15 protein-coding genes are annotated in these 14,760 nt (G+C 69.8%); 7 read left to right on the forward strand and 8 right to left on the reverse strand.

Annotated features, from left to right (window positions below; all coding sequences use genetic code 11):
* Nucleotides 1–240: 240 nt before the first annotated feature.
* Entirely contained in the window at nucleotides 241–768 is a 528-nt protein-coding gene (locus tag ACSDR0_RS41060) for a GNAT family N-acetyltransferase (protein WP_435294367.1), read from the reverse strand.
* A 296-nt stretch (nucleotides 769–1,064) separates the two neighbouring features.
* Between ACSDR0_RS41060 and ACSDR0_RS41065 the strand changes: the two genes are divergently transcribed.
* Entirely contained in the window at nucleotides 1,065–3,341 is a 2,277-nt protein-coding gene (locus ACSDR0_RS41065) for a DEAD/DEAH box helicase (RefSeq protein ID WP_435294368.1), read from the forward strand.
* 221 nt (nucleotides 3,342–3,562) lie between these two features.
* Here ACSDR0_RS41065 and ACSDR0_RS41070 read toward each other — a convergent pair whose 3' ends face one another.
* Nucleotides 3,563–4,384 (reverse strand): alpha/beta fold hydrolase, encoded by an 822-nt coding sequence (locus ACSDR0_RS41070; RefSeq protein ID WP_435294369.1) that lies wholly within the window; start codon nucleotides 4,382–4,384, stop codon nucleotides 3,563–3,565.
* Between the two features lie 141 nt (nucleotides 4,385–4,525).
* Here ACSDR0_RS41070 and ACSDR0_RS41075 point away from each other — a divergent pair, with 141 nt between their 5' ends.
* Both ACSDR0_RS41075 and secY read left to right on the forward strand, forming a co-directional pair.
* Nucleotides 4,526–4,672 (forward strand): hypothetical protein, encoded by a 147-nt coding sequence (locus ACSDR0_RS41075; RefSeq protein ID WP_435294370.1) that lies wholly within the window; start codon nucleotides 4,526–4,528, stop codon nucleotides 4,670–4,672.
* Between the two features lie 39 nt (nucleotides 4,673–4,711).
* Nucleotides 4,712–6,025: a preprotein translocase subunit SecY gene (gene secY / locus ACSDR0_RS41080; protein WP_435294371.1), complete on the forward strand. Its 1,314-nt coding sequence runs from the start codon at nucleotides 4,712–4,714 to the stop codon at nucleotides 6,023–6,025.
* Here secY and ACSDR0_RS41085 read toward each other — a convergent pair.
* From ACSDR0_RS41085 to ACSDR0_RS41095, 3 genes are all read right to left on the reverse strand, one after another.
* Nucleotides 6,000–6,665, reverse strand: coding sequence for a response regulator (locus tag ACSDR0_RS41085; protein WP_435294372.1), 666 nt, complete (start codon nucleotides 6,663–6,665; stop codon nucleotides 6,000–6,002). The genes secY and ACSDR0_RS41085 overlap by 26 nt on opposite strands.
* On the reverse strand, nucleotides 6,662–7,843 hold the full coding sequence (locus ACSDR0_RS41090; RefSeq protein WP_435294373.1) for a sensor histidine kinase: 1,182 nt from the start codon (nucleotides 7,841–7,843) through the stop codon (nucleotides 6,662–6,664). Before ACSDR0_RS41090 ends, ACSDR0_RS41085 begins: the two co-directional genes overlap by 4 nt.
* A 93-nt stretch (nucleotides 7,844–7,936) precedes the next feature.
* A complete protein-coding gene (locus tag ACSDR0_RS41095; protein ID WP_435294374.1) occupies nucleotides 7,937–8,542 on the reverse strand; it encodes a TetR/AcrR family transcriptional regulator in 606 nt (201 codons plus the stop codon).
* A gap of 59 nt (nucleotides 8,543–8,601) precedes the next feature.
* Between ACSDR0_RS41095 and ACSDR0_RS41100 the strand changes: the two genes are divergently transcribed.
* On the forward strand, nucleotides 8,602–9,018 hold the full coding sequence (locus ACSDR0_RS41100) for a VOC family protein (protein WP_435294375.1): 417 nt from the start codon (nucleotides 8,602–8,604) through the stop codon (nucleotides 9,016–9,018).
* Between the two features lie 20 nt (nucleotides 9,019–9,038).
* On the opposite strand, the gene ACSDR0_RS41105 is transcribed toward ACSDR0_RS41100, so the two are convergent.
* Both ACSDR0_RS41105 and ACSDR0_RS41110 read right to left on the reverse strand, forming a co-directional pair.
* Complete coding sequence (locus tag ACSDR0_RS41105; protein ID WP_435294376.1) at nucleotides 9,039–10,190, reverse strand: acyltransferase family protein; 1,152 nt, start codon at nucleotides 10,188–10,190, stop codon at nucleotides 9,039–9,041.
* A 151-nt stretch (nucleotides 10,191–10,341) separates the two neighbouring features.
* Nucleotides 10,342–11,382: a cupin domain-containing protein gene (locus tag ACSDR0_RS41110; protein ID WP_435294377.1), complete on the reverse strand. Its 1,041-nt coding sequence runs from the start codon at nucleotides 11,380–11,382 to the stop codon at nucleotides 10,342–10,344.
* Nucleotides 11,383–11,628: 246 nt separating this feature from the next.
* On the opposite strand from ACSDR0_RS41110, the gene ACSDR0_RS41115 reads away from it, so the two are divergent.
* Both ACSDR0_RS41115 and ACSDR0_RS41120 read left to right on the forward strand, forming a co-directional pair.
* Nucleotides 11,629–12,210 (forward strand): putative glycolipid-binding domain-containing protein, encoded by a 582-nt coding sequence (locus tag ACSDR0_RS41115; protein ID WP_435294378.1) that lies wholly within the window; start codon nucleotides 11,629–11,631, stop codon nucleotides 12,208–12,210.
* A 285-nt stretch (nucleotides 12,211–12,495) separates the two neighbouring features.
* Nucleotides 12,496–13,041: an AAA family ATPase gene (locus ACSDR0_RS41120; RefSeq protein ID WP_435294379.1), complete on the forward strand. Its 546-nt coding sequence runs from the start codon at nucleotides 12,496–12,498 to the stop codon at nucleotides 13,039–13,041.
* 41 nt (nucleotides 13,042–13,082) lie between these two features.
* Here the strand turns inward: ACSDR0_RS41120 and ACSDR0_RS41125 are convergent, their stop codons facing one another.
* Nucleotides 13,083–13,670 carry a YdeI/OmpD-associated family protein gene (locus ACSDR0_RS41125; RefSeq protein WP_435294380.1) on the reverse strand — a complete coding sequence of 196 codons (588 nt, stop codon included), beginning with the start codon at nucleotides 13,668–13,670 and terminating at the stop codon, nucleotides 13,083–13,085.
* A 536-nt stretch (nucleotides 13,671–14,206) separates the two neighbouring features.
* On the opposite strand from ACSDR0_RS41125, the gene ACSDR0_RS41130 reads away from it, so the two are divergent.
* Entirely contained in the window at nucleotides 14,207–14,734 is a 528-nt protein-coding gene (locus ACSDR0_RS41130) for a pyridoxamine 5'-phosphate oxidase family protein (RefSeq protein ID WP_435294381.1), read from the forward strand.
* Nucleotides 14,735–14,760 lie beyond the last annotated feature (26 nt).

Here is a 14,760-nt window from a genome sequence, read left to right on the forward strand (position 1 = left end):
GCGCGCGTGGTGCTCATCGTCATGCTCCTGTGCGGTGGAGGGGTGTTGCCGTTCGGACACCACGAACACTAGAAACCACCGGCACTTCCTTCTGCGCACGAATGCACACTCACCGTCGAAAGTGCACTAATACGGATTTGGGGAGCGACTCACCGTACGGCCACGAGAGGCGCCCACGCCCCCCTTCCTCACGGGACCGGGCTCCCGGCACCCCGTCCGGCCTCGCCCGAGCAGACCGTCTCACGTCTCCTCGGCGAGGTCCACGCGCCAGTCGTTGCACTTCATGACGTTTCCCGGCGGGTATTCGAAGTCGCACTCGGCGACGAACCGGAACCCGGCCTTCCGGCAGATCGCGTTCGACGCGGGATGGTCGACGGAGGGGTACGCGTGAACGTACCGGTGCCCGCGCTCGGCCCTGGCCCTGGCGAGAACGGCGAGGGCCGCCGCGACCGCTATGCCCCTGCCCTGGAACTCCGGCAGGACGCTCCAGCCGGTCTCGTACACGGTCTCGCCCCGCCAGGCGCGTTCCCAGTATCCGATGCTGCCGACCCGCTGGAGCTCGGGGAGCAGGACGATGCTGAACATGTGGCCGGTCCCCTTCCCGGCGATGTCGACATACCGTCTGTGCCGATCGAGGAGTTTCTCCTCGGTCTCCGGACCTCCCAGGTGTTCGGTCATCTCCGGCGCGTTGATGCGACGCAGCAGGTCGAGATCGGTCTCCGCCCATGGGTCGAGCCGTACCGGCGGTGTGTTTCCTCGCTCTGACATCTCTCTCACTTCACCTTCGGCCGCTCGCGTTCCAACAGCACGCGGATTCTGCCAGGAGGCACCGACAATCGGTCCCGGCGGCGGCGGTACGGACCCGGCGCGCGCTCGGCGGGCGGCGGAATCCGGCCTCCGGCCCGGCCGGGCCGTTCATCAGGTTCTCCCCAGAACCCATGAACGGCTCATTACCGGGCAAAAGGCCGTGATGTCGTGTCCGGCCCGGCCGGTCGTTGACAATCGGCCGAGCGGTTGGCGACGGTGAACCACCACGATCGAGCCGTGACGGGAGGAACGAGAGCTTGGGCGACGTCGAGCGAGAAGACCCGGCATCCACCCCCAGGCAGGTCAGGGCCCTCTTCCTGAGGGCCGGTCGCCTCCTGTCCCACGCGCGCACGCTGCTCGCCGATGACGCGCGGGCGCGCGCCGACGTCCAGGGGGCGCTGTCCTTCGTACGTACGCGCCTGGCGCGCGAGGAGCTGGGATCGATTCCCCTGACGCGCCTGAAGGACGTCACCGTGGGGCGACTGCGGCTCAGGGCCCTCGAACAGGCCGGCTACCAGACGATCCTCGACATCCTGGACAGCACGCCGTACGAGCTCCAGCTGCTCCCCGGGGTCGGAGCGTGGAACGCGAGACAGGCGCACGCCGCCGCCGGGCAGATCGCCAAGGCGGTGGAGGAGACGGTGGCGCTGCGGATCGACGTCGACCGGCAGGACGACGAGACCACGGCCCTGCTGGTCGCGCTGAACCGGCTGGTGAACGCCGGCCCCGACCTGCCGCGCGCGGGCGGCGCCGCGCGGAGGATCGAGAGGAGACTGGCCTCGCTCCTGCCCGCCGCGCAACCGGCTCGCGGGTGGTTGCGGATGCTGCTCGCGGGCCAGGGAGGTCGTCGCCGGGCGCAGGAGGCCGTCGCGCGGATCGAGGACGTGATCGCGGAGGCGAACGCGTCCGACACGGCGCTGCTCTTCAACCAGGCCTCCGTGGACCTGCTGCGTCCACCGGTGTCCGGCATCGAGGCGTGGGTCGACTTCGAGCTCCGCGCGTCCGAGTACTACAACCTGCTCGCCGAGATCGCGGCCGCGGAACCCGACCGTGTCGCCTCCGAGGGTTTCCTGCCCGACGACATCTCCTCGCGGGTCAAGGCCCAGGATCTCGACGACACCCACCGCAGGGTCTCCCTGCGCGGCTACCAGTCGTTCGGCGCCCGCTTCGCCCTCGCCCAGCGCCGGGTGATCCTGGGTGACGAGATGGGCCTGGGCAAGACCATCGAGGCCATCTCCGCCCTCGCGCACCTCTGGGCGCGGGGCGAGAGACATTTCCTGGTGGCCTGCCCGGCCAGCGTCCTGATCAACTGGATGCGCGAGATCGAGACCCGCAGCACGCTGCGGGCCTACTCCCTGCGCGGCGGCGACCGGACCGCGGCCCTGGCGGAATGGATCCGCACCGGCGGCGTCGCCGTGACCACCATCGACACCCTGCACCGGCTGGAGATTCCCGCCGACGTGACACTCGGGATGTTCGTGGTCGACGAGGCTCACTACGTCAAGAACCCGGCCGCCCGGCGTTCCCAGGCCGTCGCCCGGTGGTGCGGCCGTACCGACCGGGTGCTCTTCATGACCGGGACCCCGATGGAGAACCGCGTCGAGGAGTTCCGCAACCTGATCGGCTATCTCAGGCCCGACCTGCTCCCGGGCATCCGGAACGGCGAGACCGCGGCGTTGGCCACGGTGGCGGGGGCGGGGGTGGGGGCCGCGAGAGCGCGATCCTTCCGCAGGGCCGTGGCACCGGTCTACCTGCGCCGCAACCAGGAGGACGTGCTCACCGAGCTGCCCGACCTCGTCCACGTGGACGAGTGGGAGGAGTTCAGCCCCGCCGACCTCGCCGCCTACCGGAAGGCCGTGTCCGGCGGGAACTTCATGGCGATGCGCCGCGCCGCCTACGCCGTTCCGGAGACGTCGGCCAAGCTCCAGAGACTGCTGGAACTCGTCGACGAGGCGGCGGGCAACGATCTCAAGGTCGTGGTCTTCTCCTACTTCCGCGACGTCATGGCCGCCGTCCACGGAGCTCTCGGAGGCCCCGGCGCCCCGGGGTCCCCCGGTGACCCCGGCGGCCGGGTCCACGGGCCGATCTCGGGCGACCTCGACACCGCGCGCCGCCAGCAGGTCATCGACGAGTTCACCGCGGCCCCCGGCCACGCCGTGCTGCTCAGCCAGATCCAGGCCGGCGGCATCGGCGTCAACCTGCAGGCCGCCTCCGTGGTGATCATCTGCGAGCCCCAGGTCAAGCCGACCATGGAGAGCCAGGCCGTGGCCCGCGCCCACCGCATGGGACAGGTCCGCAAGGTCCAGGTGCACCGCATCCTGACGGCCGACAGCGTCGACCAGCGCATGCTCGACATCCTCCGCGGCAAGTCCGGGCTCTTCGACACCTACGCCCGCCGCAGCGACCTGGCCGAGTCCACCCCCGACGCGATCGACATCTCCGAACAGACCCTGGCCCGCCAGATCGTCGAGGAGGAGCAGCGACGCCTCGCGACATCGGGCCCATCGCGGCCGACGCGGCCGTCCCACGCCTGAGGGGGATCGCGGCCCCGCCGGACACGGGAACGGCCGCCCCTCGCGGCGTGGAACGAGAATCGCGCGCTCCCCGACGATCCCAGACCCCGAACGTTCGCGATCGTGGTGAGGCAGGTGTCGAATCCGTTCGGGACGGCGGTCGCGCCCAGGACGTCGAACCGTCTCGGGAGTCGACGAAGGCCGGCAGGTCGGCGCGGTCTCACCCAGGACGTCAAGCGGTCTCAGGAGGTGGCGAAGGCCAGCAGGTCGGCGTCGAACTCGTCCCTGTAGGCGCCGATCAGGCCGTGCGGCCTGCCCGGGTAGACCTTCAGGACGGCGTCCTTGACCAGCTCGGCCGACTTCAGGGCCGCGGCGCCGATGGGCACGATCTGGTCGTCGTCGCCGTGCGCGATGAGGGTCGGGACGTCGAAGCGCCGGAGGTCCTCGGTGAAGTCGGTCTCGGAGAAGGCCTTGATGCAGTCGTACGCGCCCTTGAGGCCCACCTGCATGCTCCACAGCCAGAAGGCGTCGCTCGCCCCCTGCGACACCTCCGCGCCGGGCCGGTTGAAGCCGTAGAAGGACGTGCTGAGGTCCTTGTAGAACTGCGAGCGGTCGCCCTTGACCCCCGCGCGGATGCCGTCGAACACCTCGATCGGCAGGCCATCGGGATTGGCGTCGGTCTTCAGCATGATCGGCGGGACCGCGCCCAGCAGGACGGCCTTGGCGACGCGGGAGGTGCCGTGCCGGCCGATGTAGCGGGTCACCTCGCCACCGCCGGTGGAGTGACCGACCAGGATCACCCCGCGCAGGTCGAGGGCTTCGATCAGCCGGGCCAGGTCGTCGGCATAGGTGTCCATGTCGTTGCCGTTCCAGGGCTGGCCGGAACGGCCGTGCCCCCGGCGGTCGTGCGCGACGGCCCGGAAACCGTTGTCCGCGACCAGCTTCATCTGGCCGTCCCAGACGTCGGCGTTGAGCGGCCAGCCGTGGCTGAAGACGACCGGCTGCCCGCCGCCCCAGTCCTTGTAGAAGATCTCAGTACCGTCAGCGGTGGTGACGAAGGCCATGCCGGTTCCTCAAGGTGGTGTGCGAGCTGGACATACCTCGAAGTTAGGTCAGCGGGTGGCGCCCGCCACCGGTCAGATGACCGCGTCGCGCGAACTTCGTGATGCATTGACGAAATCGTGGATTCAAAAGGGGATCTGGTCATGTCCGAGGGCTTCGAGCGCGAGGTGATGCCCGCCATCGCCATCGCCATCGCCGTCTCCGCCGCGGCGAGCGGGGGCGGGGGCGGGGGCAGGGGCGGCCGGGGCCCGGAAAGTACGCGGATTCGCGTACGACGAAGCCTCGGATGAGCGGATGCCGCGCCGCGCCCGCGCGCCCAGACTCTGCGCATGCCCACCATGCTCATCCGTGCCTTCCGCGTGCCCGACCTTCGCGGGAAACTGCTCTTCACGCTGGCGATGATCGCGCTGTTCAGGTTCGGGCAGATGCTGCCCGCGCCCGGTGTGAACGTGGTCGCGGTGCGGGAGTGCCTGAACGGAACCCGCGGCGGGCTCATCGACATGTTGCAGCTGTTCAGCGGCGGGGCGATGCTGAAACTGTCGGTGTTCGCCCTCGGGATCATGCCGTACATCACCGCCGGGATCGTGGTCCAGCTGCTCACCGTGATGGTCCCGCGCCTGGAGGCGCTGAGGAAGGAGGGACGGCAGGGGCAGGCGAAGATCACGCAGTACACGAGGTATCTGACGGTGGCGCTGGCCGTGCTCAACGCGACCACCGTCGTGTCGATGGCCCGCGCGGGCCGGATCTTCCCCAACTGCGACCGGCAGGTGCTGCACGACCGGAGTCCGATGACGATCGCGGTGATCGTGGTCACTTTGGTGGCCGGAACATGCGTGATCATGTGGCTGGGCGAGCTGATCACCGACCGGGGGATCGGGAACGGCATGTCCATCCTGATCTTCACGCAGGTGATCGCCGTGTTCCCCTCCTACATGTCGAACATCTTCCTGCTCAGCCCGTTCGCCCTGGCGACGATGCTGGTCGCGGGCGTCTTCCTGGTGGCGGCGGTGGTGTTCATCGAACAGGCCCAGCGACGGATCCCGGTGCAGTACGCCAAGCGGATGGTCGGGCGCAGACTGTACGGCGGAACCTCGACCTACCTCCCCATGAAGGTCAACCAGGCCGGGATCGTCCCCGTCATCTTCACCTCGTCCCTGCTCTTCCTGCCGCAGCTGGCGATGCAGCTGACGGGCGGCACCGGACCGGTCTCGGCGTGGATCGCGCGCTATCTCGTCTCCGGCGACCACCCGATCTACATCACGGCGTACCTCCTGCTGATCGTGGCCTTCACCTACTTCTACGTGTCCATCACCTTCAACCCGGAGGAGGTGGCCGACAACATGCGGCGGTTCAACGGGTTCGTGCCCGGCATCCGGCCGGGACGGCCCACCGCGGAGTATCTGCGGTTCGTGCTCTCGCGGTTGACGGCACCGGGAGCGGCCTACCTCGCCACGCTGTCGCTGATCCCGATCATCGCGTTCATGGTGCTGCGCGATCCGGCGACCCAGCAGAACTTCCCGTTCGGCGGGACGACCGTGCTCATCATGGTCGGGGTGGGGCTGGACACGGTGAAGCAGATCGAGGCGCAGCTGGACCAGCGTGACTACCGTGGCTTCCTCAGGGGATCGTCACCCCGGACCTGAGCGCGAAGACGACCAGCTGGGCACGGTCGCGGGCGTGCAGCTTGACCATGGCGCGGCTGACGTGGGTGCGGACCGTGTCGGGGCTGATGACCAGCTCCGCGGCGATCTCGTCGTTCGACCGGCCGGTGGCCACCCAGGCGACCATCTCCCGCTCCCTGGGAGTGAGGGTGTCGAGGCCCTCGACCGGGGTGACGTCGTGGCGTCCGAACAGCCCGATCACCTTCCTGGTGACGGACGGGGAGAGCAGTGCCTCGCCCGAGGCGACGACCCTGATCGCGCGGGTGAGCTCCTCGGGGGCGCTGTCCTTGAGGACGAAACCGCTGGCCCCGGCCTGCAGCGCGGCGAATACGTACCGGTCGACCTCGAAGGTGGTGACGACGACCACCCGGGTGGTGTTGAGCGCGGGATCGGCGGCGATGGCCCGCAGCGTGTCGATACCGTCCATGCCGGGCATCCGGATGTCGAGCAGCAGGACGTCGGGACGGGTCTCGCCCAGCAGCCGCAGTGCCGCGGCGCCGTCGGCGGCCTCACCGGCGAACTCCAGGTCGGGCTCGCGGTCGATGAGCGCCCTGAGCCCCATGCGGACGACGGCCTGGTCGTCGGCGAGCGCCACGCGGATCGGCCCCGCCGGAGACGTCACGCGGTCTCCCGGGGGAAGCCGGCCACGACGCGGAACCCGCCACCCTCGCGCGGTCCCGCGCCGAAGGCCCCACCGGCCTCCGTCACCCGGATCCGCATCCCGGCCAGTCCCCGGCCCTCGGCGGCCGTTCCGGAGGGTCCGCTCCCCCTGTCGGCGACCTCCAGGACGAACGCGCGCGGGTCGCCGGTGACGCGGACCAGTGCCCTGGTCGGACCGGCGTGGCGTAGGACGTTGGTCAGCGACTCGCGGACGACGCGGTAGACCACGCCTTCGAGATGCGAGGGAACGTCCGGCGCGGCCGGCTCGACGTCGACGGGCAACCCCGCCGCGCGCACCCCGTCGATCAGCCGGAGCAGGTCGTGGTCGGCGGAGCTCTCCGGACCGAGGAAGGTCTCGGAGCCGGGGAAGGTCTCGGAGCCGAAGGAGACGTCCGGGCCGATGGAGGTCGCGGGCCCGGCGGAAGTCTCGGGGTCGATGAGGTCGAGCGCGGAGCGGAGCTGGTTGAGCGCCCGCACGCTGGTCGAACGAATCGCCTCCAGCGACTCGCGGACCTGGTCGGGCCGCTCGTCGAACATGAGCAGGGCGACCCCGGCCTGCATGGCGATGGTCGCGAGACCGTGCCCCGCGACGTCGTGCACCTCCCCCGCGATGCGCGCCCGCTCCAGGGCGATCAGCTCCCGCGCCGCCTCACCGACCGGTTCGGACGGTGCCGCGGTCCCCGTGCCCGACGCCGCGGTCTCCACGCCAACCGTCGCGGTCTCCGCACCCGACACCGACCCCGATATCGACCCCGATATCGACCCCGATGTCGGCCCCGACGGCATCACCGGCTTCACGAGCAGCGCCGGACGGGCCGGCGCCGCGCTCAGACCCCAGCTCGCCGGGACCTCCGGGCCCGGAACCCCGCCGCTCGGAGGCTCCGCGCCGAGGACCCGACCCTCTGGAACACCGGCGCCCGGGGACTCCGCCGCGGCACCCGCGCTCCGGTCCTGGGGCTGGGTGGTCGTGCTGCGGGCCTGGACGAGGCCGCTGGACGGCCACGGGATGGCCAGCCAGCCCACCCATGCCAGCATGAGGATGACCGGCAGGTCACGCAGGCGGCCCAGGCGGGAAAGCGCCATCGCGGCCGCCGCGATGGAGTCGCGCGGACGACCGTCCGGGTGCGTGGGCTCGGTCACCGTCCTCCATCGGAACAGACTCGTATACACCGATCCTAGTCAGTGTGTGGCGGTCCCGTCCGGGCTCGGAACCGGAGAGCGGGCCCGTCTCGCCTACCGGTGGTCACGCAGGGATTCCAGGATGCGCGACAGCTCCTCGGTGACGGCGGGAAGGTCATCGGGGTCCGTCGAGCGGGCCAGCCATAGGGCCGCCTCGTTCATCGCGCCGGACAGAAGGCGGGCCAGCGGCTCCACTGGCCGGCGGGCGACGACCCCCGCCTCGATCAGCGTGGCGAGCGCCTCGGTGAGGTGTCGCGCCGAGGACGCCTCGTCCATGGCCCGCCACTCGTTCCAACCGAGCACCGCGGGACCGTCGACGAGCATGATCTGTTGTACGTCGGGGTCACGGCTCACCGCGAGGAAGGCCCGGCATCCCGCGACCAGTTGCTCCCACGGGTCGTCGTACGCGTCCGCCGCCGCGGCGACCCTCTCGCCCACCTCCCGCTGCACCTGCTCGACGACCACGTGGAAGAGGGCGGCCTTGCTGTCGAAGTGGTGGTAGAGCGCGCCCTTCGTGACGGCCGCCGCCCCGACGATCTGCGCCAGGCTCACCGCGGCGTACCCGTGCCGCGCGAACAACCTCCTGGCCTCGGTCACCAGCGCCCGCCTGGTCTCCAGCCGTTGCCGTGCCCGGTCCACCGCGGCCTCCCTTGTTGACATACCGTTGGTATGTTAGCTTCACATACCAACGGTATGTGAACTGGCCGAAGGGAGAGGGCATGACCCTCACGAGCTTCTACCCGGTCGTCTGCACCGATCGGATCGCCGAGTCCCACGACTTCTACCGGCGGTTCTTCGGGTTCGAGACGACGTTCGAGACGGACTGGTACGTCAGCCTGCGACGGCCCGAGCCCCCGCACTACGAGCTGGCGCTCGTCGACCGCGACCATCCGACGGTGCCGGAGAAACACCGCTCGGCGGTGCGGGGGCTGATCCTCAACTTCGAGGTGGCCGACGTCGACGCCGAACACGACAGGCTCGTACGGGGAGCGGGGCTTCCGGTGGAGCTGGCGCTGCGCACCGAGGAGTTCGGGCAGCGGCACTTCATCGTGGCCGCGCCCGACGGTGTGCTCATCGACGTGATCACCCCGACCGAGCCGTCCGCCGCCTACGCGGAGCGGTACGCGGCCCCCTGACCTGGACCACCGGGCGAGTCCTAGGATCCACCCGGCGCGGGCTCCCTCTCGGGCTCCCTCGGGGAGGACCTGGCCAGCCGCCTGCCGAGACGTTGCGCGGGGGCCTCGATCAGGCGGTGGGTCAGGTAGCAGAGCGGCACCAGGGCGAGGAAGAACAGCGGAAGGTTCGGGCTCACCCGCAGCAGGAGCGGGTGCAGCAGATAGAGGGAGAAGCTGATCACCCCCAGGTGGGCGAGCCACCGGGGAAACGACCTGCGCCGCAGCGCGAACCCGGCCGCGAAGAAACCCGCGGCCAGCAGGAGCGCCGGAGCCCAGCCGGGATCGTCCTTGGCGAAGACCCCGCAGGCCAGGACCGTCATCACGGTGGCGACGGCGGTACGCCACCGGATGGTCCCCCGCTCGGCGCGGTACACGGCCGTACCGGCGAACATCATGGCCAGGATGGTCAGCCCCTGCCACGCGCCGATCCGGCTGCCCAGGATCACCAGCGCCGCCCCGAGGAGGCCACCCGCCACCGCGGCGGCCGTACGCGTCCCGCCCCCCGCCCGCGCCGATACCACGACGACCGCGAGCACCGCGACCCCGAGCAGCGCCGCGACCAGGTCGGCACGGCCACCGATGACCGGGCCCGGCAGCAGGAGGCCCAGCAGGACGGCCGACACCGCCAGGACGACCGCGGTCACGGCCGACCGGTGCGCCCGCCCCGTGGCGAACAGCCCGACCGCCAGCAGGTAGAACGCCATCTCGTACGAGAGCGTCCACATCACGTCGATGAAGGCCGGCACGCCGAGCAGCTCCTGCAGCATCGTCACGTTCCCAAGGATGACCAGGGGAAGGGGACGCACGCTCAGGCCCGGGTGGAGGGCGAACGCTCCGGCGTACGCGAGAAGGAGCGCCAGGCCGAGCGCGGCGAGCAGCAGGGGGAGGAGGCGGAAGGCGCGGCCGATCCAGAAGGCCCGCAGGTCACCGCGCCGCTCCAGGGAGGCGGGGATGATATAGCCGCTGACCAGGAAGAACACGAAGACGCCCCAGGTGCCGACGTCGATCCTGCGGTCCACCTCCGCCCAGACACCCGGGATGAAGGTCCAGCCGGAGTGGTGCAGCGCGACGGCCAGCGCGGCGGGTCCCCGCAGGGCGTCCAGCCAGGCCAGCCGCGAGGGGATCGGGGCCATTCGCCCGACTTTAGGCGATGGGCATGGATTGCCGGACACCGCCCGCCTGCGGCGTCACCGGAACCCCGGACCCACCCGCCACCCGGCCCGGCCGGTGACACGGCATGAACGGATGCCGCCGAAGGCGGGAAGGACCAGCCGGGCGGCGTCCTCAGCGAACCGGGTCGAGAGGATTGGTCCGGGCGACGATGAGCGGGTCGATCGGCGTGAAGGGGAACTGGGGGAGGTCACGCTCGGACATGCCGAAGCTCGCGGCGAGAACCTCGCGGGAGAACGCCGACGCGCTGGCCCGGTAGCCGATGTCGGCGGGCATGGGCTGGTCGAAGAAGATGAGGAAATGCATGTCGCCCTCGTCGAGGACCTCGATGTGGTGCGGGAAGGCGCGTGGCACGAAGTACACGTCACCGGGGCTGAGCAGATACTCGTCGAGGGTGCCGTCGGGGTCCAGAACACGCATGCGGGCGTGCCCCCTCTTGACGTACCCCATCTCACCGGTGACGGGATGCCAGTGCGGTTCGCGCATCCCGCTCTCCTTGATGCGCAGGGAGTACATGGAGATGTCCTCCAGGGCGGCCCAGTACTGCTTGCGGGCGAGGCGGGCACTGCCGTAGGCGTAGGACAGCGGCGGGTGCTGGCCTTCGGCGTCGAACAGGTGGGCGTTGGGCAGTCCGACCGTGGACGGGATGTCGGGGGCGCCGGTGCGGCGGACGATCTGCTGGGCCGGAGACCGGTCGAAAGCGGCGAACGCCGAGGCGGGCAGGTCGTAGGTGTTCCCGAGCACCGCGTCGGTCATGGCGCTGAAACTGTCGTGCAGCGAGAAATGCTGGGGGCGTTCGTCGCGCAACGCGAGAACGAACTCGGCGCGGTCGTCACCGATGTTCTCGAGGTGGTAAACCGCGCCTGACTCGACGTGGTACATCTGACCCGCGGCGACGATGAACGAGGAGAAGACGTCGGCGTTTCCCAGGATCGACACCAGGACCGTGCCGGAAAGGCAGTAGCCGAGCTGGTTGGCGTTGACGTTCCACTGCGGCTCGCGGATCGCGCCGGGTTCGAGGACCACATGCTTGATCGAGAGCCCGCTCAGAATGGGCAGGGTGGTGGCGTCGACCAGGGTGACCGATCCGAGCTCGCTCTCGAACGCGGGGGACGCGTTCGCCAAGGATGTGACGTGGGGTGAGGTGCTGGTCATGACGTCCCCTTCGTTGTCGCGACCCGAGCGGTCACGGTCGAAGAACGCGCGCCGCCCTCGAACTCCGGCCTGGGTCACATGGTCACGTCCACACTGATGGTGTACGCCTGTTTCCGCAGGTTAAGCAGCAGGTGCCCGCTGTGGCATGTCCTGCCGCGGCGTGTCGCCAAGATCACCCACACATGACTTTCCGCCGGTACGCCGAGACCCGTGCCCCTCCCACGGTTCGACGGGGAGAATCGAACGATGACCTTCACGACACCGCCGAGGACCGCCGCCTGGCGACATCTCGACGCACGCGACGGCTTCGAGGTGACCTACTTCCAGCCTTCGGACGACGGCCTTCGCATCGAGGGGTGTACGACGGCCGTCGAGGAGGGCCAGACCTGGATCGTCGGCTATGCCATCGAACTGGACGCCTCCTGGACCACGCGAAGCGCGCGGATCACGGGACGCTCGGCCTCGGGGTTCCGGGACACCGTGCTGGAGGCCGACGGCGCCGGTCGCTGGCGTGTCGACGGCACAGCGGCCCCCCACCTGGACGGCTGCCTGGACGTCGACCTGGAGTCCTCGGCGATGACCAACACCTTCCCCGCGCATCGGATGGGCCTGCGCGTGGGCGAGAATTCGGCCGCCCCCGCCGCCTACGTCCGCGCCACCGACCTCGCCGTCGAACGGCTTGAGCAGGACTACGTCCGCGTCGCCGACGAGGGCTCCCGGCAGCGCTACGACTACGGCGCCCCGGTCTTCGGCTTCGCGTGCCGCCTGGTCTACGACGAGTCCGGCCTCGTGCTCGACTACCCCGAGATCGCCGTACGCGCGGCGTGACCTCCCCACGAACCGAAGTAGCGTGGCGGCCCGGGAGGAGGACGGGCACCGGCGGGATCACCTCGGCTGGAGCCACGGCGGCGGACGGCTCAGAACCGGGCAGGTGCCCCGACCCGATTCGGCGGGCCGGAAGTGATGCGCGAGCAATTGCGGGCTCTCACTCCGAAGGCCTGGCGCGACTTCCTCTCGGGTGTCCGTGGCGGCGACCTCTGATCCGGTTCCGGCCGCGGGCCGGGTGGTAGGCGTGGGAGGTCATCCGAAACCACCGCGCGACGAAGGACGCCCATGAGCCCAGCACCCGAGCAGGCCGTCATCCTCATCACCGGGATCCAGGCCGCAGGGAAGTCGACCGTCGCGCAGATGCTGGCCGAGCGGCTGCCGCGCTCGGTGCACGTCCGGGGCGACCTGTTCCGCCGCATGGTGGTCAACGGCCGGGCCGACATGACGCCCGAACCGTCCGCCGAGGCGGTGCGACAGTTGCGGCTGCGTTACCGGCTGACGGCGGCCACCTGCGACGAGTACGCCGAGAACGGGTTCACGGTGGTCGCTCAGGATGTCGTCCTCGGCGACCATCTCGCCGAGATGGTCGGGCTGATCCGGCGACGACCGCTGTTCGTCGTGGTGCTCGCCCCGCGCCCCGAGGTCGTCGCCGCCCGCGAGGCGGCCCGGGGCAAGAACGCCTACGACCGGTGGACCATCGACCTTCTCGACAACGGCCTGCGTACCGCGACACCCCGCCTCGGGCTCTGGCTCGACACCTCCGACCAGACCCCCGGGCAGACCGTGGACGAGATCCTCGACCGGGCCTGGACCGAGGCCGGGATCCGGTGATCGGCCAGGCGCTCGGCCGGTTCGCGGGTGAGCGAAAGGCGTCAGGGCTTCCGCCGGGGGCCGAGGGGTGGTTCTCCGGCCTCAAGACGCTCGACGTAGCTGGCGATTCTCCGTTCTCGGGTCTCGGCTTTCTTCGCCTTCTGGATGGTGAGCAGGATCTGGTAGCTGTTGCTCTTGCTGAGGGCGGCGAAGGCGGCCGCCGCGGTGGGAGAGGCGTCGAGTGCGGCCCGCAGGTCAGGGGGGACCTCCGCGGTGCTCGGCGGGGCGTAGGCCGCGGCCCAGCGGCCGTCGGACTTGGCCAGCTCGATCTGTTCGAGCCCGGCCGGCCGCATCCGGCCGGTGGCGATGAGCTTCTCGACCTTGGCGCAATTGATCTTCGACCATGAGCTGCGGGCCCTGCGCGGTGAGAAGCGCTGGGCCCACCAGCCGTCCGGAGCGTTTCCCGAGAAGGCCTTGCCGTCGATCCAGCCGTAGCACAGGGCGACGTCCAGGGCCTGGGACCTGGTGACCGAGGGCACCTCCGTCCCCTTCTTCGGCAGGGCGACCCAGACCTCGTCGGCGGTTCGGTGGTTCGCCTCCAGCCAGGCGGTGAACTCGTCGACCGTGGCGAAGTGCAGATTGTCGTCCATCAACGTCTCACCAGCTCTCCCGCCTCGGCCAAAGCCGCTTGCCCGAGGTCGCGTGTCGTGTCTCGTCCGTTCGACAGGTAGATAGGTCGTGTCTCGTCCGGCCGGCAGGTCGTCGATGGTCGCTCTCACCCTTCCCTCGCCACGTCGCGCTCACCTCACCGCGCCACCGCGGAAGACGAGGGAGAACACCCCGGACTTCACGTTTCCCTTCGCTCGATCCGAATACGCATGGCGTTTACGTTTACCTGCGACCAGGTTATGCCGGTAACACTCTCAGGAGAACGGGCGTGCCATAAGAATTACTTATTGAATGGAGGAGGAATCTTTTATTGCACCAGAAAATCCCCTGGTCGCCACGGGTGGTTGATTCAGGTCACCACGGGGCTTGATAGGTTCGAAAGGCACCCCTTATTGCGACGTCATTGCCCGCCCGTCACCACGGTCGTAGCCTCGTGAGCGAAACGTCATCGCGGTCGTGATTTCACCGAATCGACATGGCCCCTGTCCGGTCCCCGCACGGCAGAAAGGAAGAAACGATGTCCACCACCTATCCCGAGGCCAAGCTGGACGTGCGTTACAGCGAACCGGGGGTGGAGCCCACCTCGTGGCAGGAGACCCTGGGCGTGCTGGAGACGGCCGAGCTGTTCTGGCTGACGACCGTCCGCGCCGACGGCCGCCCCCATGTGACACCGGTCGTCGCGGTCTGGCACGACGACGCCGTGTACTTCACCACCGCTTCGATCGAGCAGAAGATGCGCAACCTGGAGCACAGCGGAAAGGTCGCGGTGACGACGGGGAACAACCTCTGGACCAAGGGGCTCGACATCGTCGTCGAGGGCACGGCCACCGAGGTCACCGCCCCCGAGGCCCTGCCGGGGATCGTCGACGCGTTCGACGCGAAGTACGGCGCCCACAACAGCTGGAGTCTGGAGCTCGTCGACGATGTCGCCCAGGTCGCGGGCCATCCCGCGGTCGTGTTCCGCATCGAGCCGGCCAAGGTGTTCGCGTTCGGCAAGGAGCCGCCCGCGCAGACCGGCTACCGCTTTCCCGCCGCCCGGCGGTGACCGTTACGCGCCGTCGTGAGTCGCCC

This window comes from Streptosporangium sp. G11 (assembly GCF_051192615.1).
Lineage (GTDB): Bacteria > Actinomycetota > Actinomycetes > Streptosporangiales > Streptosporangiaceae > Streptosporangium.